This window comes from Pontivivens nitratireducens, assembly GCF_014235845.1.
GTDB classification, from domain to species: domain Bacteria; phylum Pseudomonadota; class Alphaproteobacteria; order Rhodobacterales; family Rhodobacteraceae; genus Pontivivens; species Pontivivens nitratireducens.
Map to the genome: position 1 here is coordinate 166,625 of NZ_JACJUQ010000003.1, position 21,674 is coordinate 188,298.

Below are 21,674 nucleotides of genomic sequence, written 5' to 3' on the forward strand. Positions count from 1 at the left end.
TTCAATGCACCATTTTTCCCTGCTGGACCTGTCGCCCGTGCCCGAAGGGGACACCATCGCGACCGCCCTGTCCAACACCGTCAAGCTGGCCCAGACGGCGGAGGCCTCGGGCTATCACCGCTTCTGGTTGGCGGAACATCACAACATGCCGGGCATCGCATCGGCTGCCACCTCGGTTGTGATCGGCCATGTCGCAGGCGCGACGCAGACAATTCGCGTGGGGGCGGGGGGCGTCATGCTGCCCAATCACGCGCCGCTGGTCATCGCGGAGCAATTCGGCACGCTGGCCACGCTGTATCCCGACCGCATCGACCTCGGCCTTGGGCGCGCGCCCGGCACCGACATGCCCACCGCGCGGGCCCTGCGGCGGTACATGGCGCCGGAGGACAGCTTCCCGCAGGATGTGCAGGAATTGATCGGCTATCTGGGCGACCCGCCCGCCGGGGCGCAGGTGCAGGCCTTTCCGGGGGTGGGGACGCATGTGCCCGTCTGGATCCTCGGCTCCAGCCTGTATGGGGCGCAACTGGCGGCCTATCTGGGGCTGCCCTATGCCTTCGCCTCGCATTTCGCACCGGCGATGCTGGAGCAGGCTTTGGAGACGTACCGCGCGACCTTCCGGCCCTCGGCCACATTGGCGAAACCCTACGCGATGATGGCGGCGGGCGTCTGCGCGGTGGAGACGGACGCGGAGGCGGAGTATCTGCGCTCCTCGCAAATCCTTTCTTTCGCGCGTATGCGCACGGGCCGACCGGGCAAGCTGCCGCGCCCGACGCATGATTTGTCAGAGGTGCCACCCGCGGTGATGGGGCAGGTGCACCAGATGTTGGGATGTTCCGCCAACGGATCGCGCGAAACGGTCAAGCGGCAACTGGCCACCCTGATCGACACGTTCAAACCGGATGAGTTGATGGTGACGGGCATGATCCACGACCATGCGGCGCGAATCCGCTCGTTCCAGATCGCGGGTGAGGTTCTGGCGGAGTTGCAGGCCCAGTCGCAGGCAGCGTAGACCGGGGCGCATATCTGAAAGGAATGCGCCATGCTGCCTTGGAAACTGCTCGACACCGCCACCACGCCCGAGGGGGAGGTGCTGCGGCTGTTCCAGCGCGGCACGGAATTTTCCATCCGACTGCAGGGCGGGAACGAGTTGATGAATTCGCGCCTGTCCGGGTCTGAGGAAGCCTTGGCGACACTGGCGATGGAGCGGTTGGGGCGCGCGGCCCCACGGGTCCTGATCGGCGGTCTGGGCATGGGCTTCACCCTGCGCGCCCTGCAACAGGTCGCCCCCGACGCGCGGATCGAGGTGGCGGAGATCGTGCCCCAACTGCTCCGTTGGGCGACCGAGCACATGCAGCCCGTCTTCGGCGATTGCCTGTCAGGGGTGCAGGTCCAGTTGGGCGACGTCGCCCGCCTCATGGAGGGGGGCGGCTATGACGCGATCCTGCTGGACGTGGACAACGGACCGGAGGGCCTGACCCGCGCGGACAATGACGAGTTGTACAGCGAAGCCGGCCTCCACGCCACCCGCTCCGCCCTGACCCCCGGCGGCGTGCTGGCCATCTGGTCAGCCCATCCCGACAAGCGGTTTGCGAAACGGATGCAGGGGGCGGGGTTTGCGGTGGAGGAGGTTGCGGTCAGGGCTGGGAGAAAGCGCGGGGCGCGGCATGTGGTTTGGGTTGGATGTAAAGGATTTGATAATGAATAAAGAAACTCCAGAGGATTTAAATTCAGTATCAGAGCAGACAAAAAGCCTCTCTGCTCAACTGGATGGATTGTTAGAATTCATTGAATCCGAAATACTACCTGTTGATACCCCGCCTTCAGAGCGACCAATGAAAGCAATCATCTATCTATTTAAATTTGAAAAAATTGAAGTTGATACGAAAAATCAAACAAAAATAGATTCTACGAATTTCACTGAAAATATCGAAAGTCCAGCATTTCGCGCGATTTACGAAGCTGTGAGCTATTGGTATCAATGTCGAATTGGCCAATCAGCTGTACTGTCATCAGCTTCACGACTGTCAGGCATTATAATGATAAATGGTGTAATATTTCAGCTTGAAATGCCAAATCATCCAAGCGAAATTGCGGAGGAGGGCGAGACAGCATGGTGGATTTTTGAGGAAGGTTTGGTCCAAGGTGAAGATCCAACCTCTTGGATCGTAAATGGACCTGATTTGAGTTCGTTAAATGAGACGGCTAGAGAAACTGTTAAGGCCGAAGCTCTTTATATTTCTAGTTCTATGCGATACATAAATTTTCGAAATTCAACCAATGCAGACGATAGTGTGCGAAGTTTAATTGGCTCCACTATAAATTATCTTCAACAAGCTGCTATAAAAATGGTATCTTATGATCCTTCATTTATAGGCGGAGCATGGTTTGATTTGCAGATGGCGAATGAATGTGCTTTGAAAGCAGTTATTAGAGTAAATACTGGAAAGCACCCCCATAGTCATGATTTGAAGTATTTATTTGAAAAGTCGACGATTTCAAAAGAAATATTTGATATATCAATGCTTGATGACTGGCCAGATTTCAAAAATATAAGTGACTGGCGATATGGGTTGGGTAAATCATTGGGAATACAAGATACGTATATTGCATACAAAAAGTCTTTGAATTTGATAGTAGCTGCCATGGAGAAAGTTCCACTATCCATTAAGCCGGGCTTCCGCGTGCTTCTAAAATACAAACCTTGGAGCGCTACTAACGCAGCTGGAAAGCTTCGTAACTAAAAAAAGCCCCACCGTTTCCGGCAGGGCCTCCCAATCTTCAACGATACCTGAACCTCAATACCGATAATGCTCCGGCTTGAACGGCCCATCCGCGCTGACGCCGATATAGCCTGCCTGCTCGTCGCTCAGCTTCGACAATTTCACGCCGATGCGGTCGAGGTGGAGCCTCGCGACCTTCTCATCCAGATGCTTGGGCAGGATGTAGACGCCGGGCTGGTACTCGTCGCCCTTGGTCCACAGCTCGATCTGCGCCAGCACCTGGTTGGTGAAGGACGCGGACATCACGAAGGACGGGTGGCCCGTCGCGTTGCCCAGGTTCAGCAGGCGGCCCTGGGACAGCAGGATGATGCGGGAGCCCGACGGCATCTCGATCATGTCCACCTGGTCCTTGATATTGGTCCACTTGTGGTTCTTGAGCGCGGCGACCTGAATCTCGTTGTCGAAGTGCCCGATATTGCCGACGATCGCCATGTCTTTCATCTCACGCATGTGTTCGATGCGGATGACGTCCTTGTTGCCGGTGGTGGTGACGAAGACGTCGGCGGTTTTCACTGCGTCCTCCAGCGTCACAACCTCGAAGCCGTCCATCGCCGCTTGCAAGGCGCAGATCGGATCGACCTCCGTCACCTTGACCCGTGCACCCGCACCGGCCAGCGACGCGGCGGAGCCTTTGCCCACGTCGCCGTAACCGCAGACCACGGCGACCTTGCCCGCCATCATGGTATCGGTGGCGCGGCGGATGCCATCGACCAAGGATTCCTTGCAGCCGTACTTGTTGTCGAATTTCGACTTGGTCACGCTGTCGTTCACATTGATCGCGGGGAAGGGCAGCTGGCCCTTCTTGTGCAGATCGTACAGGCGGTGGACGCCGGTGGTGGTTTCCTCGGACACGCCGACGATGGCGTCGCGCGTCTTGGTGAAGAAGCCGGGCGTCTCAGCCATGCGCTTCTTGATCTGAGCGAAGATTGCCTCCTCCTCCTCCGAGGTGGGAACCTCGATCAGGTCCGTCTCACCCGCCTCGACCCGCGCGCCCAGCAGGACATAGAGCGTGGCGTCGCCGCCATCGTCCAGGATCATGTTCGCGCCTTCGGCAAACATGAAGGACTTGTCGAGGTAATCCCAATGCTCCTCCAGCGTCTGGCCCTTGACCGCGAAGACCGGCGTGCCGCCCGCCGCGATCGCCGCCGCCGCGTGATCCTGCGTCGAGAAGATGTTGCACGAGGCCCAGCGGACATCGGCGCCCAGCTCCACCAGAGTCTCGATCAGAACTGCGGTCTGGATCGTCATGTGCAGCGATCCGACGATGCGCGCACCCTTGAGCGGCTTGCTCTCGCCGAACTCGGCGCGGCAGGCCATAAGCCCCGGCATTTCCGTCTCCGCGATGTCGAGTTCCTTGCGCCCGTAATCGGCGAGAGAGATATCCTTGACGACGTAATCGTTGGCCATAACCTGCGGCTCCCTTAATTCATACTTGACGCGCACATAGCAAAAGCGGCCACGTCTCACAATGCAGACGATGCCGCAGGAGGTGATATGACGGAACGGGCTTGGCAACGGATGCTGTCGGGACGCAGGCTGGACCTGCTGGATCCCTCGCCCCTGGACGTGGAGATCGAGGATATCGCGCACGGTCTGGCCTTCGTCGCGCGGTGGAACGGGCAGACGCGGGGCGACTGGCCCTATTCCGTCGCCGAACATTCCCTGCTGGTGGATGATCTGTTTCATGAGATGAATCCCAAAAGCCCGGCCAGATGGCGGCTGGCGGCCCTCCTGCACGATGCGCCCGAATACGTGATCGGTGACATGATCTCTCCCGTGAAATCCGCTGTCGGGCCGGGATACAGGGCGATGGACATGCGGTTGACGGCGGCGGTGCATCAGCGCTTTGGCCTGCCGCCGGTTATTCCGCAAACGGTCAAGCAGCGGATCAAGCGGGCCGACAGGATCTCCGCCTGGGCGGAGGCAGTGCGCATCGCGGGCTTCACGAAAGCGGAGGCGAACCGCCTGTTCGGGGCACCGCGTCACAAACCGGCCGAGGCGATCCGCATCGACCTGCGCCCGCCCAGCGTGGTGAAGGATGCCTTTCTGGATCGATTCGCACAGCATATGGCCGCGATGTGAGCCGGGAGATCGAACTGGGCCTCAGCGCCGTTCTGGTCGGCGTGATCGAGGGGGAGCACCGCGCCGTTCCGCATGTGCTGACCCTGCCGGGGCCGGAGCTGCCGACGCGGGCCTTTGATCCCGAACGCCACGGCACGTTGGAGATGTCGCTGCGTGACTGGGTCGAAAGCGATACTGGCCATACCCTGTCGCATGTAGAGCAGCTCTACACCTTTGGCGATCGCGCCGGGGGCGAGGGGGCGCATCACGTCTCCATCGGGTATCTGGCGATCGTGCCGGGGCGCGAACGGCTGGAGGGGCAGGACTGGCGCGCCTGGGCGCAGTTCTTCCCGTGGGAGGATCGGCGCGAGGGGGTGCCCCCGACCCTGACCGACCTGTTGGAGCCGCGCCTGCGCAAATGGGCAGATACCTCAAACAAGCGGGACCGGTTGCGACTGTCCTTCGGGCTGGATGGGCATCCCTGGCGCGACGAACTGGTGCTGGAGCGCTACGAACTGCTGTATGAAGCGGGTCTGGTGGCGGAATATTTCAACGATCGCAGGCAGCCTGTTCCGGCCGAGATCGCAGGCACGGGCCGCCCCATGCCCCGCGATCACCGGCGTATCCTCGCGACCGGCATCGGGCGTCTGCGGGCGAAGCTGAAATACCGGCCCGTCCTGTTCGAGTTGATGCGTGAGACGTTCACCCTGTTTGAATTGCAAAGTGCTGCGGAGGCGGTATCTGGCCAGCTGCTGCACAAGCAGAACTTTCGCAGGATGATGATGCAATCCGGTCTGATCGAGCCGACGGGCGCGCAAACCAGCAGGCGCGGCGGTCGGCCCGCATCCGAATACCGCTTCGCTGCGGAAGCGGAGTGGGAACGACGTGTCAGTCCCGTCCGTTTCGGCGGGGCGCGGGTGCGCTGATCCCGGCTGGCTCCGCGCATTCCGGGCGATGCCCTCAGAAATCGCGGGAATAGCTGATCCCCACCGATGACGATCCCGACCCGGCCGAGATTCGGGCGTCGATCACCACGTTGCGGATCACGTCCAGCTCGATCACCACGGTGTTCTCTCCCGATCCGTCCAGCGCGGTTTCCGCGCCGATGAACACGCCCTGACTCAACGTCTTGCCCACGGTCAGGCTGGAGCCGTCACCCCCACTGCCCGCATCGAGTTGCAGCACATCCACGCCCAGGGCACCGCGGGCGACGTCGAACGGGCCGCTGTTGCCGGACAGCAATGTCGCCAGGCCCGAGGCAAGTTGCAGCGCCTGACCCGCGTTGAGGCTTTGCTGCGACTGACCGAACAGAAGCTGGGGCAGAACCTCCTCCTGCGGCAGGGCGGGTTGCGAGGCAAAGTCGATCTGCGGATCGCTGGCGGACCCGGAAATGATGATCTGTCCCGTCAGATCGTCATCGGTACGGCTTAGAACGATGTTCAGACGCGGGTCGATATTCGCCCCGCCGTCGAAGGTGATGACGCCTTCCTCCAGATCGAAGCTTCGCCCGATAAGCGAGAAGGTGCCGCGCAACCGCTCGATCTGCCCGGTGATCCGGGGCGATGCGGCGGTGCCGCGCACGTCCAGCGCCAGGGCCCATTCCGATTCCAGACCCCGGCCCCGCACGAACAGACCGTCTGCCGCGCGAATGTCGATGTTCAGGCTGATGGAGGTCGGGGCGCTTCTCTCCTCCTCCTCCTCCGGCTCACCGATGATGCGCACGTCGTCAAGGGTGACGATCTCGGGCGGGGTGGCGTTGACCAGCCGGAATTCGGCCCGGTCCACGTTCAGATCTCCCGCCACGTCAAGCGCGCTGAGTGGCCCGTTGACGCCGACCGTGCCGCTGATCTGCGCGGTCAGGTCATCGCGGCGGACCAGAACGGCGTCCTCCGCCACGAACTCCGACACCAGGGTCAGCGGGCCGTCGCCCGTGTCCAGGTTCAACGTGCCCGATACGAAGCCTTGCCCGCCATCGCTGCCCTGCACGACGAAGCCCAGATTGCCGTTCGGGTCGATATCGCTGATGATTGTCAGTTCCGTCAGGATCAGGCCCAAGTCCAGGTTCTCGTAGCGTCCATCGGACAGTGACACGTTGCCACCGACGCGGGGCGAGGCGAGCGTGCCGTCCACGTCCAGATCCAGCGTGGCGAGGCCGGACAGAATTTGGCCCGGTGCCGGTACGAATGCCCATAACGGGCGCACTTCGCCCGCCCACCGCACCGTAGCGCTGAGCGGTTGATTCATCGCGGGTTGCGGAATCGGGCTGCCCGCACGGGCGACCAGCGGCACCGATGCCTCGATCTGGAAAGGTTCCTCGAAACCTCCGTTGACGATCACCCCCGCATCCACGACCCGGCCGTTCCAGTCGGCTTCGAAGACGGCATCGACCGTCAGCCCTTCCTCCAGCACGTCGGAGCCGACGAAATTCACCAGCGTTCCGTTCAGCGTGGCACTGGCGCGCGACGGGCGCGTGTCGAATTGCGCTGTCGCGTCCAGACGCCCGGCGACAACGGGCACGCCCAGTTCCTCGACCAGGGTTTCGAGATCTACCCCGTTCGCCTGCAGCGATCCGACCAGCCCTCCACCGATCAATTGCACGGATCCTGTCAGCATTCCTGCGCCGGGCAGGCGGATCGCGATATCATCGGCTCGCACAGCACCGCCCGCAATGGACAGTTGCAGCGGGCGCTCCAGCGAAATCCGCGCGTCGCCCACCGTTGTATTCAGGGTGGAGACGCTGACATTCGTCGCCCCGCCCTGCATTGCGACCTGCGCGCACGTGTCCAGTGTTAGCGGTTTTTCCAGTGCCGTACCCGTAGCCGCAACGCCGACCGTCAGGTCAGAGAGAGGTCCGTTTGCGTCGATATCCGCCGTGGTGATCTGCGCGGCGCCAAGGTCGAGCCCCTCGACCGCCACATCGGCGGCAATGCCCGGATCACCCCCCAGCAGGTCCGTGGCGTCGGCTTCAATCCGGGTGCTGGCTGCCGTGATCGCACCGGTTCCGGCACCGTTGAGGTTCAGGGATACAGTCGCATCCTGCCGCCCGCCGCGCGGCGTTAGGGTGATACGCCCCGAACCCGTGCCGTCCAGATCGGCCAGCGGGATCAGCGACAGATCGGCGCGCGACAGGTCCAGCGTCGCCTCGGTCAGCAAGGTGGCCAGATCGACATCGGCGCGGCCAGACAGCCGTTGCCCGACCAGCGTGCCGTCGAGGTCACGCAAGGTCAGCGCTCCGTCCGACAGCGCGATATCAGCCGTGACATCCGTGTTCGCCATCGTGCCGTCGCTGCCGATCAGGGCGATATTCGCCGCGATGTCGTCGCTCAGCACGACCTCATGTTCCAGTGCGATGGTGCCCAGCGGCGTTCCCGCCACGCTCAACCCGCGCACGCCGGCCGACCCGTCGATCCGCATCGGTTCGCCCAGCGAGACTGTGCCCTCAGCCCGCAGCACACCGCTGGCCTGAATATCGTAGGCACGGGCCAGATCGGCAATGTTGGTCGAGCGCAGCGCGTAGTCCAGCACCTGCCCGCCCTCACGCGGCGTCAGGGTGCCGCTCAACGCGTCGGAGGTCAGGTCGGCCTCAGCGGTGACCAATGCGGAATCGGTCATCCGCGCGGTGGCGTCCAGCGTGACGGGGCCGAGGATTTCGGGCGTCAGCCTGTCCACGCGCAGACCCGCCATTTCGGCATTCGCGGCGACGGTATAATCGTCGAGCGGGCCGTCCAGGCTCAGCCGGATCTCGGCGGCTGCGATATCGGCAAGCTCACCATAGGCACCGCCGCGCAGGTCCGTCTGGACCTCGGCGTCGATCACATCGTCAATGCGCGCGACCTCCGCCGTGAGGGTCAGCGCTCCTTCGAGCGGTTGACCGAAGGCCTCGGCCAGGGGGGCGAGGCGCGGCACCTCGGCATCCAGCCTGGCCGACAGATCGCCGCCATCAATGGCGTATTGCGCCGCGCCCGTCGCATCCACGGCGCGGCTGGTCAGGTCGATACGTTTCAGGTCGAGCACTCCGTCCGCGAACAGCAGTTCCGTTTCCAGCCGCACGGGCCCGATGACGTCGGCGGATACGTCCATGGCGCTCAACCGTTCGGCATCCAGCGCGCCGCGCACGGTATAGCCCGCCTCGGCCCCGCCCACCACGCTGGCATTCAGGTTCAGCCGATCGGCACGGGCGATATCGGCGAAGCGCGGCTCCAGCACTTGCGCCGTCGTGGTGGCGGACAGGACACCTTCGGACACCGTTCCCTCAGCCCGCAGATCCAGCCGCCCCGAGGCGTCGATGCCGTAGGCCTGCGCGAACGGTTCCGCCTCCTGGGTCTGGACCCGCGCCTCAAACTGCGCGAGGCCTGTTTCACGCTCCTGCGTGGCGCTCAGATCAATGTCGAGCGGGGTGGAGCGCAGGGTGAAACTGTTGAGCGTCAGGGTTTGTGTGCCGAGAGTGGCCTGGGCCTCGATCTCAGCGGGGCCGATCAGACCTGCCTCCAGCTCATCGAGGCGCAGCCCGGTGGCGGTGCCGTCCAGATTGATGCTGATATCCTCACCCTGCTGGCCGAGCTCGACCACCAGATCGAATCGCTCCAGATCGGCGGGCGGGCTGCGGAAATCCGCGATGCGCCCGGACAGGCGACCGTCCAGAACGCCCTCATTGCGCTGTACGCGCCCGATCAGCGCCAGTTCGCCTGTGGCCTCCTGACCGTAGGACCGGGCAATCGGCGCCACGCTGTCGGTGGACAGGTCGATGGACAGGTCGGCATTCTGAAAGGACAGATCGGTGCGCCCCTCGGCCGAGAAGGAGATCAGCGGGCTGTCCAGACGGGCGGTGTTCAGCTCCACCAGATCCCCCTCCTGCACCACATCTATGCGCAGGGTCGCCTCGCCCAGCGTGTCGGCATCGACCTGATCCAGCCGCAGACCGGTTCCCATGCCGTCGGCGGTGAAGCGCAGCCGTTCGTCCAGACGTCGGGCGTTCAGGGTCAGGGTCACACGTTCGGCATCGACCAGAGCGGATCGGAAGTCGATCAGCGCGCTTTGCCCCTGTGCGGTCAGGTCATCCGGCGGGCCAGTGACCTGACCCTCGAAAGTGAACCCCGCGAAGGCCACGCCATCCACCAGGTTGGACAATTCGCGGTTTCCCTCCACCCTGATCGCCAGATCGCTGGCCTGCGTTGTCAGATCGAAACTGCCGGTGCCGTTCAGTTGCAGGGCCGGGCTGTCCAGTTCCAGCGCGTCGATGCGCAGCACGCGATCCGCGCCCTGCACGATCGCGACATCCAGTTCCGCACGCTCACCAGTGACGGCGCGGATGGAGGGGGACATTTCCGGCCCGGGAACCAGGACGAAATCCGCCGTGACACCCAGCGGTTCGACATAGCTGACCACGGCCGCGCCCTCCGCCTCGAACACGTCGTCGGTTTCGGCGTCGAAGGTCAGTTGCCAATTGTCGCGCGGGCCGTTGCCGCTGAGTTGCACGGCACTGGCGCTGTCCTCGGGAAAACCGGCAAGCATGGCGACGACGCCGCCAGCGGATTCACGCGCGATCAGATCCACGGCCAGCGTTTCCGCCGCGAAATCACGCAGATAGGTTAGGTCGATTTCCCCGTCGATATCGTCGGTCCGGGTTATGGTCAGTTCCAGACGCTGCTCGTCCCCCTGATCGCGGGCCGAACCATGACCGTCGAATGTCAGGCTCTGCCCCAGAACGTCGGGTCCGATGCGGATATCCTCCAGGGTCATCTGGTCTAGGCTGACCGGAATGGGCGCGCGGGGCCAGTCGAAGGGCGACGGGGTGCCCTGCGTCTGTTGCACGTCCAGCTCGGGCGCCTCGGCGTTGGGAGATGGAAGGCGCTGCATGTCCAGACCGCGAATGATGATCCGTTCCAGTTCCAGTTGTCCGCGCAGAATGGCTGAGGAATTCCAGTCCACCACCAACTGTTCGATGGTCAGCCAGACGCCGGTGCCGTCGGAGATCTCCACCCCGTTCAGACGCGTCGCGCCCTCGGCATCCTCAACCAGATCGGCGGTAATCTCGAAACTGCCGGGCGAGGAAATCTGGCTCAGCGCGAATTGCACCAGCCGGTTGTCCAGATCGAAGATCGAGGTCTGGGCCACGGCGGGAAGGCTCAGCGTCAGCCAGATCAGCAGGGTGGTCAGAATACGCATCAAAAGGCCTGCCCGATTGCGAGGTAGAACTGGAACCCGTCCTCATCCGCGTCGGGATCGAGGGGGAAGGCGAAATCGGCCCGTACAGGCCCGATGGGTGAGTAGTACCGCACGCCCAGCCCCATGGCCGCGCGCAGATCGTCGAATTCCGGCGACACATTGTCGGAGACCTGCCCCGCCTCGGCAAAGACCACGCCGCCCAGATCGCCCCGGACGGGAAAGCGCAATTCGGTTCCGATCTCGACCGCCGACAGACCGCCGCGCGCATCGCCGTCGGAATCCTCGGGGCCCAGTGAGCGGCTGGCGTAGCCGCGCACCGATCCGCCACCCCCGGCGAACAGGCGTCGGGTGATCGGCACGTCGAACACGTCTTCCGCGATGATCGAGCCGATGCGCAGGCGTGAGGCCAGAACGAATGTCTGTTCCTCGTTCAGTGGCAGATAGTTCGCGATGCGGCCGTCGATCCGCACGAAGGACACGCTGTCGCCGTCCACCTCCCCCCCGAAGGGTGAGAGGGTCAGCCGCCCGCGAATGCCTTCGCGCGGGTCCAGCGGGTCGCCGGTATTGTCATAGGCCACGAACAGCGGGAACCCCAGAACGGAGATTTCGGTATCGATGCCGTCTTCGACCACATCGGATACTTCCAGAATGGTGGACGCGCCCGCGCGCCACTCCTCGCTCAACTCCCGCTCCACCCCGGCCCCAATGGTGAAGATGTCGCCGCTATAGGCATCCTCGTCGATATTGGCATATTTCGCGGCAAGGGTCAGGACCTGCCCGTCGCGCCCGAATTGCGGGATGCGGAAACTCAGCCCGGCCGAGCTGTTCTCAGTGCCCAGTTCGACCTCGAACAGGCCATTTTCATTGCGGCCCAGCAGGTTGCGATGCTCCAGCGAGGCATTCAGGGTGACGCCCACATCCGTGTCGTATCGCAGCCCGACGGTGCCGGTGCGCGGCTTGCGCTCATCCACCGTCACCGTGATCGGCAGAGCGGCGGTGCCGGGCGATTCCTCGGGCGGTTCGGCGGTGACGGTGTTGAACAGTTCCGTCCGCACGAGGTCCTGCTGAAATTCCGCGAGGGTCAGCGCATCATAGATCTGCCCCGGCTGCCAGGTGATATAGGTGTCGAGATATTCCTCCTCGACCGCGCTCAACCCGACATAGCTGACGGAGCCGAAGGTGTGGGGTTGTCCGGCATCAATCCTCGAGCGTACGGACAAGGAGCCATCTGCAGGGTCGGCGACGGCCTCCCGATCAACATAGCGCGCATAGGCGTAGCCCTTACCGCGCAAGGTGGCGATGGCGGCGTCCTCGGCCTCCAATATCAGGATCGCTTGCGCCCGTTCCCCGATCGGAGACCCCAGTTCGGCAGGGGGGGGCAGGGTCGGCTGGGTGACGCTGCCGTTCAGATCGAAGGCATGTTCGCGCAATTCATAGGCCGTGCCCGGCATGATGATCAGTTCGACATTCAGAACCTCGTCATCGGTGCCGCCGGTCACGACGCGCGTAACCTCGGGGGTGTAGTACCCCTCGGATTGCAGAAGCGATTTCAGCGTGTCGATATCGTTGTCCGCGCGCCGCCGCAGAAAGGCGGGCGAGGCGGCGCCGTCCTCCTGCCGCCGGTAGAGTTGCAGCGTCTCCTCGGCCAGATCGACGACATCCTGCGTCGGGGCACCGGTCAGCGTGACCGTGTAATCGACGCTTTCCGCGGTCGGAGGCACGACGAAGCCCAGGTCATCCTTTCCGCAGGCGGCGACAGTCAGAACGATCAGCAGGGAGGTCAGAATTCGCAACACCAGGGAACGCTCCGATACATTTGGGTCTGTGATAAACCCTATTCAGATCAACGCGACGATGCACCATCAAACGTGCGAACCCGACTGCCGTGCGGCTGCAAGTTCCGCACACATTCGCGTAGGGTCACACCGGCGGAATTTCGCCGGTGTGACTGTCTTCATCGCAGGTGTTGCGGTTGGCAGGGAGCTAGGCCTGTGTTTCGGGCAACATGCGGAAAAACAGCGCCTGGTCGATCAGAACGCGCAGCTTGCGCTCCTCGAACGGTTTGGTGATGACGAAGGCAGGCTCGCGACGCTCCCCCGTCAGCAGGCGCTGGGGATAGGCGGTGATGAAGATCACCGGCATGTCGGCGCCACTGGCCTCCAGAATCTCGTCCACCGCCTCGATCCCGCTGGACCCGTCGGCCAGACGCACATCGGCCAGGATCAGATCCGGCGTCAGGTCGTTCACCGCGGCGATCGCCTCGGCATGGGTGCGCGCGACGGAGATGACATCATGCCCCAACCCCTCCACGATATTGCTGAGGTCCATCGCGATCAGCGGCTCATCCTCGATGATCAGCACGCGCGATCGTTGCTCGCTTTCCAGTTCGGACATGCCGATCTCGACCAGCTCCTGCGCCTCGTCGCTGGAAACGCGCATGATCCGGGCGATGTCGCCATGGCCGAAATCCTCCAGCAAGCGCAGCAGGAGGGCCTCACGCGTGCGCGGGGTCAGGGTGGACAGGCGGCCCTGCATCACGGCCTCCCGCGCGGAGCCTTCGCTGGTATCGCTTGAAACATCCGCCCCGGTCGAGCGCCAGATGCCGCCGAATACCTCGAACAGGGTGCGTTTGGGGTCGCCGCCCTGCTCCATCACGGTGGGATCCGCCAGGATCGCCTCCAGCGTCGCGGCCGCGTAGGCGTCGCCCGCGTGTTGCGATCCGCACAAGGCGCGTGCGTAGCGTCGCAGTTCGGGCAACACCTCACCAATTTTGTCGTTCATGCTCATGTCCGTCCCCCGGAATTCAAGAAGGTTGCGAAGTCAGGCGTTTCCTTTGGAACGAACTGCCCTAACTTGTCGTTGTGAGTGTAGAGCCGTACACGTGGCGGTCAAACATGTAGGCGACAAGAAAAAACGGGACAGGCCGCCATGACGGGACAGGATTCGAAGATGAACAACGACAGCGAGCGGCGGATCGAGGCCAATCTCAAGAAGGTCTACGAGGAAAGCATGAACGAACCCATGTCCGACCAGCTCGCCAACCTCGTCGCGCAGCTGCGTGAAAAAGCCCAACCGGGCAATGGCGGTGCGGCAGATGGCTGATATGACCTTCGAGGAGGGCGTCGTGAACCTGGTTCCCGACCTCCGAGCCTTCGGGCGATCGCTCACCCGCGAACATGCCCGCGCCGACGATCTGGTGCAGGACACCATCGTCAAGGCATTGTCGAACAAGGAAAAATTCAAGGAAGGCACCAACCTGCGTGCCTGGCTTTTCACGATCCTGCGCAACACTTTCTATTCGGGAAAGCGCAAGCAGAAGTGGGAAGTGGAGGACGTTGACGGCGTCTATACCGAACGGTTGAGCGTAAAGCCCGCGCAGGACGGCGTGATGGAGCTTTCGGATTTCCGCAAGGCGTTTGAGACTTTGCCCCCCGATCAAAGGGAAAGCCTGATGCTCGTCGGTGCTGCGGGTATGTCCTATGACGAGGCAGCGGAGATTTGCGATTGCGCCGTGGGGACTGTCAAAAGCCGCGTGAACCGTGCGCGCGCGCGTCTTGCCGATATGCTTCAAATGCGTGAGGATGAACCGGGCCTGACCGATGGCGCAACACTGGCTGCGATGGTCGACATTCGCAGCGCCTGATTTTCAACCAAGACCGAGTTTTTCAACCAAGACCGAGGAGACTACAATGTCCAAGATCACTGCAACCATCTCCAGCTTCGTTCTGGCCGCCGCCGTTTTGGCAGGCTGCAACACCGTAGCCGGCGCCGGTGAGGATATTCAGCAGGGTGGCAACGCCATCGAGGATGCAGCGCAAGACGCCGCCAACTGAGTTTTCAGGGCTGAGTTTTCCATGGCCGGGCGCACGCCGTCCGGCCATGTCTGCCCACATATACCCCAGCCATGACTACATCGCGCGGACCAGCACCAGGCTGAGCCAGGGCGATGCGATCAGTACCGCCACCCGGATCAGATCGCTGACCACGAAGGGCATGACACCGGCATAGGTGCGCCTTATCGGAATCTCCCGCGCCAATGCGTTGATGATGAACAAATTCATCCCCACGGGCGGTGTTATCAGCCCGACCTCCACCACGATCAACACCAGTATCCCGAACCAGATCGCCGTCTCATCCGGGGTCAGCCCGAATTCGAGGCTTTGCACGATGGGAAAGAAAATCGGGATCGTCAGCAAAATCATGCTCAGCGAATCCATGACACAGCCGAAGATCAGATATGTCGCCAGCATCAGCAGCAACACCACCATCGGGCTGAACCCTGCGGTCACCACCCAATCGGCCAGCGCCTGAGGTGTTCGGGTGAAGGCGAGGAAGGTGTTGAACACCTGTGCCCCGAACAGGATGAGGTAGATCATGCCTGTCGCCTGCGCCGCCTCCAGAATGCTGGTGGTAAAGCTGCGCCTGTCCAGGCCGCCGGTCAGCAGACCGTATAATCCCGTCAGAACCGCGCCGACCGCCGCCCCCTCGATCGGGGTGAACAGCGCCTGTCGCCCCGGTTTCAGCCAGTTCCAGTCAGCCGCGATCCCGCCGATCACCAGCACGAAGACAGCCACCACCGGCCAGACACGAACCAGCGATGACCGGCGCACGGCCCATGGCTGGCGCGGCATCCGCTGGGCCGCATCGGGCCGCAGCGCGACATATATCATGACGACGAGGATATATCCCGCCACCGCCAGCAATCCCGGCAGGATTGCCGCCGCGAACATCTTCTCGATATTCTGCTCGGTCAGAATGGCGTAGATCACCAGAATGATCGAAGGCGGTATCAGGATGCCCAGCGTTCCGCCCGCCGCCAGCACGCCGGTGGCCAGCGGGTCGGAATAGCCGTATCTCTTCATCTCGGGCAGGGCGACCTGTCCCATGGTTGAGGCCGTGGCCAGCGAAGACCCCGACACCGCGCCGAATCCGGCGCAGGCACCGACCGCCGCGATCGCGATGCCGCCGGGCCGGTGGCCCAGCCAGTCCGCAGTGGCGCGGAACAACCGTTCGGACATACCGGATTTCGACGCGAATTGTCCCATCAGCAGAAACAACGGCACGATGCTGAGCGAGTAGGAGGCGAAGGCGTCCCAAGTCACGCTCTTGAGCAGGTTCATCATCGGATCGGGGGAGCCGCGCAGGATCCACACGCCCACGAAGCCGGTAATCGCCATCGCCGCCGCAATCGGGATGCGTATCGCGATCATGCCCAGCATGGTCCCGAAGCCGAGTATGGCAAGCTCCACCCCGCTCATCGCAGAACCTCGTTCAGGGATTGCCAGACGGAATGCAGCGTCACCACCGCGAATAGCCCCGCCCCCAGCGATCCGGCTGCGTAGCCCCACCAGACGGGCAGGTTCAACTCATATGTCGCCTCGACCCAGCAATAGGGCTGGGCGACGCCGGTCATGTTCCACAACCAGCCGAACAGGGGGTCCGACGGGTCGGCACAGAACTTGTCGATCATGCCCGCCCAAAGCTGCCGTGCTATCAGAACCGCGACCGCACCCAACGCGATGTCGCCCAACAGACGCAACGCGGCCTGCACGCGCGGGGAAAACCGCTCGACCAGCAGATCGACGGTCACGTGGCCCCGCCTGATCTGGCACCATGGCAGGAAGCTGAACACCGCAATGGCGCAGCCGATCTGGACCAGCTCGAAATCGCCCCGCACCGGGCCCAGCCCATACCCCGCCAGCGCCCGCCCGATGACGGAGATCACGGTCATTCCCGCAATCCCGGCCAGCACCAGTCCGCCGAGCAGCGCCGCGCCCATGGAAAGGGAGCTCATAAACCGGCCAAACCGCTTCTGCGCCTGTGGTGCAAGTGCCGCCATACCCACCTCCCGTCCGTTCGTGCCGCTCAGGGGCCTGAACGGACGGCCTGTGTCAAGTCGTGAGGTCTACCCAGGCCGGCACGATATCGCCGGGCGCGGCACGGGCCGCGTGCACGCCCCGTGCTATCGCGCGGGCCAGACAGATCGCTGCGGCATGGCCCAGAAGCAGCGGATCCGCCGCGTCCTTCGCCCCTGTCGCCGCGGCGAAGACCAGATCGCCATCCATCGGCGTGTGCGACGGCACGATCGCGCGTGCCATGCCATCATGCGCCGCAACCGCCATGCGGGTGCACCCGGCCTTGTCGAGGGTCGCATCCGTCGCGACAATGGCGATGGTGGTGTTGGCGCGCTCGAAGACCTCCGCCTTGGTGCGGAACGTATCGGCGAGCGAGGGCGGGGCCCCGGTGCCCAATCCGCCGAATTCCTCTCCGATCTCGAACGGGGCCGCCCAGAACCGCCGCCCGTCACTGGTCACATTGCCCAGCGAATTTACCGCGACCACGGCCCCCACGACATGTCCAGATGGCAGGCGGAGCGAGGCCGACCCCAACCCGCCCTTCAACCGCCCCGCGATGGCACCCGATCCGGCCCCGGCCGAGCCGAGGGCGAACTCGGCCCCTGCCTGCCGATACGCCATCGCGCCCAGGGCACGATAGGGGTTCACGCTCCACGATTTGTCCCCCCCATTGATCAGATCGAACAGGATCGCGGCGGGCACGATCGGTACGCGCGCCGGTCCGACGCTAAATCCGCGCCCGTCCGCCGCCAGCGCGTCCATCACGCCCGCCCCGGCATCCAGACCGAAGGCAGAGCCCCCCGACAGCACCAGCGCATCGACCGCCTGCACCGATTTGTCCGGGGCCAGCAGGTCCGTCTCCCGCGTGCCGGGGGCGCCGCCCATCACATGCACACCGCAGGTCAGCGGCGCGTCCCCCAGCAGGACGGTGCAGCCGGTCCGAACGGTGTCGTCCTGCGCGTTGCCGACGCGCAGCCCCTCAACATCGGTGATCAGATTGCGCGGGCCGGGTTCATATGCAGCGACCACCGTCCACCTCCATCGCGACACCCGTAATCATGCTCGCCTCGTCCGAGGCCAGGAAGCAGGCGGCATTTCCCATATCCTCGGGCGTGGAAAACCGGCCGAGCGGAATGGTGGCGAGGAATTTCGCGCGCATCTCCGGCGTATCCTCCCCCATGAAGCTCTTGAGCAAGGGCGTTTCCCCCGCCACGGGGTTCAGTGCGTTGACGCGGATGCCGAACGGGGCCAGCTCGACCGCCATCGCCTTGGTGGCGGTGATCACCCAGCCCTTTGAGGCATTGTACCAGTTGAGGTTGGGGCGCGGGCTGACCCCGGCGGTGGAGGCGACGTTGATGAAAACCCCCGACCCACGGGTCTTCATGTCAGGGACGAAGGCGCGCGCGGTCAGGTAGATCGACTTGACGTTGACCCGCAGAACCCGATCGAATTCGTCCTCCGTCACCTCCTCCATCGGTTTGGGCAGATGGGTGACGCCTGCATTGTTGATGAGGATATCCGGCGTGCCGAAGATCGCCTGCGCCTCGGTCGCCAGCCGCGCCACGCTGTCCGCCTCACCGATATCGACCTGAATGGCATCGCAGCCCAGTTCGCCCGCGACGGCCTGCGCGGCGTCGCTGTCAATATCCGCGATGATGATCCGGGCCCCCTCGGTTGCGAATTTCCGCGCGATGCCGGCGCCGAAACCGGACGCGCCGCCGGTGATGATGGCCGTCTTGTCCTTCAATCGCATGAGCGTGCCCTTCCTGCGTTCCCAAATTTTCCTGCCGGTGCCGCCTGTCCGTGCCGCGCCTGTGAGCGTCGTGCAGGCTGCATCCCGGTCAGGTCAGCGGCCCGTACCATGCGGCAGTGGCGATCTGTCCGGTTAGGGTGAGCCAATCGTGCGCAGGGCGAAAGGTCAAGTTTACCTTTGTTGGCTCAGACTGTGCTGGCCCAGACTGCCGGGCAGAGTCGCTTGCCGGCAAGGTTGATACCCGATCAGAGGCGGTCGCGCAGGGCATACCAGCTCATCGCGAGGGCCAGCAGCGGTGTGCGCCAGCGGCGCGGTCCGGGAAAGGCACGATGCGCAAGGCGGGCCATCGTGTCGAAGCGCGGACTGTCGCCGGTGATCGCCTCGGCCATCAGCGCGCCGGACAGCGTGGCCAGTGCGACGCCATGCCCCGAATAGCCCGAGGCGGACATCACGCCGTCCTGCAATCGCCGCAGATAGGGCAGCCGCGACAGGGTGATCGCCAGCGTTCCGCCCCATGCGTGGGTGATCTTCGCGTCGGCAAGCTGGGGAAAGATCTCGATCATCGGCTTTCGTGCCTTCGCAGCCAGATCGCGGGGAAAGCGGTAGGAATAGCTTTCGCCGCCACCGAACAGCATCCGGTTATCCCGGCTGAGGCGGAAATAGTTCACCACGAACTTGCTGTCGGCCACGGCCTCGTTGTGGGGGATCAGTTCGCGAGCCAGTGCCTCGCCCAGCGGTTCGGTCGCGACGATGTAATTGTTGATCGGCATGACATGGCGCGAAACCTGATCGTCCAGCCCGCCCAGATAGCCGTTGCAGGCCAGAACGACGTGATCGGCGGTGATCTGGCCGCCGGGGGTTTGCAGGACGCGGCCATCGCGCGACGTGACGGGCGTGTTCTCATGTATCGTCACGCCTGCGGTGCGCGCCGCTGTGGCCAGACCCAGCGCGTAGTTCAAGGGGTGCAGATGCGCGCCGTCCGGGTCGTGCAGGCCCGAGTAATAAGCCTGCGTTCCCAGCCGTTCGCGCACCGCCCCGGCGTCGAGGTATTGCAGCGCCGTGTTGTAGTGACGGTTCATATGCTCGACATAGGCGCGGGTGCCAGCGGCATAGCGTTGGCGGTGATCGGTATAGGTGATGCCGGGGGTCAGGTCGCAGGGGATCGTGTGCCTGGCAATTAGGGATTTGACCAATTCGCGCGCGTCCTGCCCGATGGCCCACAGGTCACGCGCCATGTCGTGGCCCAGACTTTCCTCCAGCTCGGGCTGGTTGATGCGTTGCCCCGATCCGATCTGCCCGCCATTGCGCCCCGACGCGCCCCAGCCCACGCGGTGCGCATCGACCAGCACAACCTGCCGCCCGGCCTGCGCCAGATGCAGCGCCGCGCTGAGCCCGGTATAGCCGGCACCGACCACGGCGACCTGGGTCTGGATGTCGCGGTCCAGAGCCGTGGCAATGGGGCGCGGGACCGCCGTGTCGGCATACCAACTGGGTGGATAGGTCCCCGGAATGTCGTTGGCGTAGAGCAGGTTCACGCGGTGAACGCCCCCTCGGCCCTGGCCGTGGCCATCCCCTCATCCAGGGATTTCCAGGCAAGTTCGACCAATGTGTCGATCTCGGAATCCGAGATGGTCAGCGGCGGCGAGATGATCATCTTGTCCCCCACATGACGCATGACCAGACCATTGGCGAAGCAGCGGTCGCGGGTCATCAGGCCGACCGTCCCCTCATTCGCGAAGGCCGCGCGGGCAGGCGCGTCGGGTGTCAGCTCCAGCGCGCCCATCATGCCGACCATCCGCGCCTCACCCACCATCGGGTGATCGGCGAGGGAGGACCATTTTTTCTTCAGATACGGCCCGGTATGGTCGCGAACCCGATCCACGATGCCTTCCTCCTCAAGAATACGGATATTCTCCAACGCGACCGCCGCCGCGACAGGGTGCGAGGAATACGTGTAACCGTGGTTGAACTCGCCGCCATCCTCGATGACCTGCGCCACGCTTTCGCGGATGATCGAACCGCCGATGGGCTGATAGCCCGACGACAGCCCCTTGGCGATGGTCATGATGTCGGGGTCGATGTCGTAGGTCTGTGAGCCGAACCAGTTGCCCGTTCGCCCGAAGCCGCAGATCACCTCATCCGCGATCAGCAGGATGTCACGCTCCCGGCAGATGCGAGAGATTTCGGGCCAGTAGGTTTCGGGCGGAACGATGACGCCGCCCGCGCCCTGCACGGGTTCCGCAATGAAGGCACCGACATTGTCCTGCCCCAACCGGTCGATCATCTGGTCGAGTTGCGCGGCACGGATGCGGCCGAACTCCTCGGGCGAGTGATCGCCGCCCTCGGCCCACCAGTGCGGCTGGTCGATATGCACGATATCGGGGATCGGCATCCCGCCCTGCGCGTGCATTCCGGCCATGCCGCCCAGCGATGCCGCCCCCATGGTCGAGCCGTGATAGCCGTTCTTGCGCGCGATGATCGTCCGCTTGTTCGGCTTGCCCATCAATGCCCAGTAATGGCGGACGAGGCGAATGTTGGTGTCGTTCGCCTCGGACCCCGAACCGGCATAGAACACCCGGTTCTTGTCGCCCGGCGCGATCTGCGCCAGCTTCGCGGACAGGGCCACGGCGGGCGGGTGTGTGGTCATGAAGAAGGTGTTGTAGAAGGGAAGCTGCTGCATCTGGCGGGCCGCGACCTCGGCCAGTTCATGCCGGCCATAGCCGATATTCACGCACCAAAGCCCCGCCATACCGTCCAGGATGCGCTTGCCCTCGCTGTCAGTCAGCCAGCAGCCATCGGCCTGCGTGATGACGCGCGCGCCCTTGGCCCGCATCTGGGCGGTGTCCGAAAACGGATGGATGTGATGCGCGGCATCCAGGGCCTGCATTTCCGTGGTGGGGGGGTGGTTGTCCTTGGGTGCCATGCGACTCGCTCCTTTGGCGCGAGAGTGGCGCGGCGCGGCGGCGAAGGAAAGAGGTGGTGAGAGCCCGCGACGCGGATATTTGGCATCACCGCGCGGGAACGGCGCGGCGCGCGGGCTTGACCGACATGGCCACACGG

18 protein-coding genes are annotated in these 21,674 nt (G+C 63.7%); 8 read left to right on the forward strand and 10 right to left on the reverse strand.

The window, feature by feature from the left end; translation table 11 throughout:
• The first annotated feature begins 4 nt into the window (after positions 1 to 4).
• From H1S03_RS05310 to H1S03_RS05320, 3 genes are read left to right on the forward strand one after another with little or no spacing between them, the layout of a single operon-like run.
• Positions 5 to 1,009: an LLM class flavin-dependent oxidoreductase gene (locus H1S03_RS05310; RefSeq protein ID WP_185803484.1), complete on the forward strand. Its 1,005-nt coding sequence runs from the start codon at positions 5 to 7 to the stop codon at positions 1,007 to 1,009.
• 30 nt (positions 1,010 to 1,039) lie between these two features.
• Entirely contained in the window at positions 1,040 to 1,705 is a 666-nt protein-coding gene (locus tag H1S03_RS05315) for a polyamine aminopropyltransferase (protein ID WP_185803485.1), read from the forward strand.
• Positions 1,698 to 2,741 carry a HEPN domain-containing protein gene (locus H1S03_RS05320; RefSeq protein WP_185803486.1) on the forward strand — a complete coding sequence of 348 codons (1,044 nt, stop codon included), beginning with the start codon at positions 1,698 to 1,700 and terminating at the stop codon, positions 2,739 to 2,741. Before H1S03_RS05315 ends, H1S03_RS05320 begins: the two co-directional genes overlap by 8 nt.
• 54 nt (positions 2,742 to 2,795) lie before the next feature.
• On the opposite strand, the gene ahcY is transcribed toward H1S03_RS05320, so the two are convergent.
• The gene (ahcY, locus tag H1S03_RS05325; protein WP_185803487.1) at positions 2,796 to 4,187 is read right to left on the reverse strand and encodes an adenosylhomocysteinase; all 1,392 of its coding nucleotides are present in this window, start codon (positions 4,185 to 4,187) and stop codon (positions 2,796 to 2,798) included.
• A gap of 87 nt (positions 4,188 to 4,274) precedes the next feature.
• On the opposite strand from ahcY, the gene H1S03_RS05330 reads away from it, so the two are divergent.
• Positions 4,275 to 4,862, forward strand: a complete 588-nt coding sequence (locus tag H1S03_RS05330) for an HD domain-containing protein (RefSeq protein ID WP_185803488.1) — start codon at positions 4,275 to 4,277, stop codon at positions 4,860 to 4,862.
• On the forward strand, positions 4,859 to 5,767 hold the full coding sequence (locus H1S03_RS05335) for an NrtR DNA-binding winged helix domain-containing protein (RefSeq protein ID WP_185803489.1): 909 nt from the start codon (positions 4,859 to 4,861) through the stop codon (positions 5,765 to 5,767). Before H1S03_RS05330 ends, H1S03_RS05335 begins: the two co-directional genes overlap by 4 nt.
• Before the next feature lie 34 nt (positions 5,768 to 5,801).
• On the opposite strand, the gene H1S03_RS05340 is transcribed toward H1S03_RS05335, so the two are convergent.
• From H1S03_RS05340 to H1S03_RS05350, 3 genes are all read right to left on the reverse strand, one after another.
• On the reverse strand, positions 5,802 to 11,006 hold the full coding sequence (locus tag H1S03_RS05340) for a translocation/assembly module TamB domain-containing protein (protein WP_185803490.1): 5,205 nt from the start codon (positions 11,004 to 11,006) through the stop codon (positions 5,802 to 5,804).
• Positions 11,006 to 12,802: a BamA/TamA family outer membrane protein gene (locus H1S03_RS05345; RefSeq protein ID WP_185803491.1), complete on the reverse strand. Its 1,797-nt coding sequence runs from the start codon at positions 12,800 to 12,802 to the stop codon at positions 11,006 to 11,008. Before H1S03_RS05345 ends, H1S03_RS05340 begins: the two co-directional genes overlap by 1 nt.
• A gap of 187 nt (positions 12,803 to 12,989) precedes the next feature.
• Positions 12,990 to 13,787, reverse strand: coding sequence for a response regulator (locus tag H1S03_RS05350; RefSeq protein WP_249777810.1), 798 nt, complete (start codon positions 13,785 to 13,787; stop codon positions 12,990 to 12,992).
• 168 nt (positions 13,788 to 13,955) lie between these two features.
• Here H1S03_RS05350 and H1S03_RS05355 point away from each other — a divergent pair, with 168 nt between their 5' ends.
• Genes H1S03_RS05355 through H1S03_RS05365 form a run of 3 tightly spaced genes read left to right on the forward strand, consistent with a single transcriptional unit; the run spans position 13,956 to position 14,839 of the window.
• The gene (locus tag H1S03_RS05355; protein WP_166188913.1) at positions 13,956 to 14,108 is read left to right on the forward strand and encodes a NepR family anti-sigma factor; all 153 of its coding nucleotides are present in this window, start codon (positions 13,956 to 13,958) and stop codon (positions 14,106 to 14,108) included.
• Positions 14,101 to 14,649 (forward strand): sigma-70 family RNA polymerase sigma factor, encoded by a 549-nt coding sequence (locus H1S03_RS05360; RefSeq protein ID WP_166188915.1) that lies wholly within the window; start codon positions 14,101 to 14,103, stop codon positions 14,647 to 14,649. The genes H1S03_RS05355 and H1S03_RS05360 overlap by 8 nt, the downstream gene beginning before the upstream one ends.
• 46 nt (positions 14,650 to 14,695) lie before the next feature.
• Entirely contained in the window at positions 14,696 to 14,839 is a 144-nt protein-coding gene (locus tag H1S03_RS05365; protein WP_166188918.1) for an entericidin A/B family lipoprotein, read from the forward strand.
• A gap of 75 nt (positions 14,840 to 14,914) precedes the next feature.
• Here the strand turns inward: H1S03_RS05365 and H1S03_RS05370 are convergent, their stop codons facing one another.
• The 6 genes from H1S03_RS05370 to H1S03_RS05395 all read right to left on the reverse strand — a co-directional run bounded on the left by H1S03_RS05370 (position 14,915) and on the right by H1S03_RS05395 (position 21,537).
• Positions 14,915 to 16,264 (reverse strand): TRAP transporter large permease, encoded by a 1,350-nt coding sequence (locus tag H1S03_RS05370; RefSeq protein ID WP_185803493.1) that lies wholly within the window; start codon positions 16,262 to 16,264, stop codon positions 14,915 to 14,917.
• The gene (locus H1S03_RS05375) at positions 16,261 to 16,800 is read right to left on the reverse strand and encodes a TRAP transporter small permease (RefSeq protein ID WP_185803494.1); all 540 of its coding nucleotides are present in this window, start codon (positions 16,798 to 16,800) and stop codon (positions 16,261 to 16,263) included. Before H1S03_RS05375 ends, H1S03_RS05370 begins: the two co-directional genes overlap by 4 nt.
• A gap of 97 nt (positions 16,801 to 16,897) precedes the next feature.
• On the reverse strand, positions 16,898 to 17,890 hold the full coding sequence (locus H1S03_RS05380) for a P1 family peptidase (RefSeq protein WP_185803495.1): 993 nt from the start codon (positions 17,888 to 17,890) through the stop codon (positions 16,898 to 16,900).
• Positions 17,874 to 18,614 (reverse strand): SDR family oxidoreductase, encoded by a 741-nt coding sequence (locus tag H1S03_RS05385; RefSeq protein ID WP_185803496.1) that lies wholly within the window; start codon positions 18,612 to 18,614, stop codon positions 17,874 to 17,876. Before H1S03_RS05385 ends, H1S03_RS05380 begins: the two co-directional genes overlap by 17 nt.
• 245 nt (positions 18,615 to 18,859) lie before the next feature.
• Positions 18,860 to 20,149, reverse strand: a complete 1,290-nt coding sequence (locus H1S03_RS05390) for an FAD-dependent oxidoreductase (protein WP_185803497.1) — start codon at positions 20,147 to 20,149, stop codon at positions 18,860 to 18,862.
• Positions 20,146 to 21,537 (reverse strand): aspartate aminotransferase family protein, encoded by a 1,392-nt coding sequence (locus H1S03_RS05395; protein ID WP_185803498.1) that lies wholly within the window; start codon positions 21,535 to 21,537, stop codon positions 20,146 to 20,148. Before H1S03_RS05395 ends, H1S03_RS05390 begins: the two co-directional genes overlap by 4 nt.
• Positions 21,538 to 21,674 lie beyond the last annotated feature (137 nt).

Coding starts and splice junctions, on each gene's coding strand:
- H1S03_RS05355 (WP_166188913.1), top strand. CDS start 13,956: ATGAACAACGACAGCGAGCGGCGGATCGAGGCCAATCTCAAGAAGGTC.
- H1S03_RS05340 (WP_185803490.1), bottom strand. CDS start 11,006: ATGCGTATTCTGACCACCCTGCTGATCTGGCTGACGCTGAGCCTTCCC.
- H1S03_RS05330 (WP_185803488.1), top strand. CDS start 4,275: ATGACGGAACGGGCTTGGCAACGGATGCTGTCGGGACGCAGGCTGGAC.
- H1S03_RS05375 (WP_185803494.1), bottom strand. CDS start 16,800: ATGAGCTCCCTTTCCATGGGCGCGGCGCTGCTCGGCGGACTGGTGCTG.
- H1S03_RS05320 (WP_185803486.1), top strand. CDS start 1,698: ATGAATAAAGAAACTCCAGAGGATTTAAATTCAGTATCAGAGCAGACA.
- H1S03_RS05370 (WP_185803493.1), bottom strand. CDS start 16,264: ATGAGCGGGGTGGAGCTTGCCATACTCGGCTTCGGGACCATGCTGGGC.
- H1S03_RS05365 (WP_166188918.1), top strand. CDS start 14,696: ATGTCCAAGATCACTGCAACCATCTCCAGCTTCGTTCTGGCCGCCGCC.
- H1S03_RS05315 (WP_185803485.1), top strand. CDS start 1,040: ATGCTGCCTTGGAAACTGCTCGACACCGCCACCACGCCCGAGGGGGAG.
- H1S03_RS05360 (WP_166188915.1), top strand. CDS start 14,101: ATGGCTGATATGACCTTCGAGGAGGGCGTCGTGAACCTGGTTCCCGAC.
- H1S03_RS05385 (WP_185803496.1), bottom strand. CDS start 18,614: ATGCGATTGAAGGACAAGACGGCCATCATCACCGGCGGCGCGTCCGGT.
- H1S03_RS05350 (WP_249777810.1), bottom strand. CDS start 13,787: ATGAACGACAAAATTGGTGAGGTGTTGCCCGAACTGCGACGCTACGCA.
- H1S03_RS05395 (WP_185803498.1), bottom strand. CDS start 21,537: ATGGCACCCAAGGACAACCACCCCCCCACCACGGAAATGCAGGCCCTG.
- ahcY (WP_185803487.1), bottom strand. CDS start 4,187: ATGGCCAACGATTACGTCGTCAAGGATATCTCTCTCGCCGATTACGGG.
- H1S03_RS05310 (WP_185803484.1), top strand. CDS start 5: ATGCACCATTTTTCCCTGCTGGACCTGTCGCCCGTGCCCGAAGGGGAC.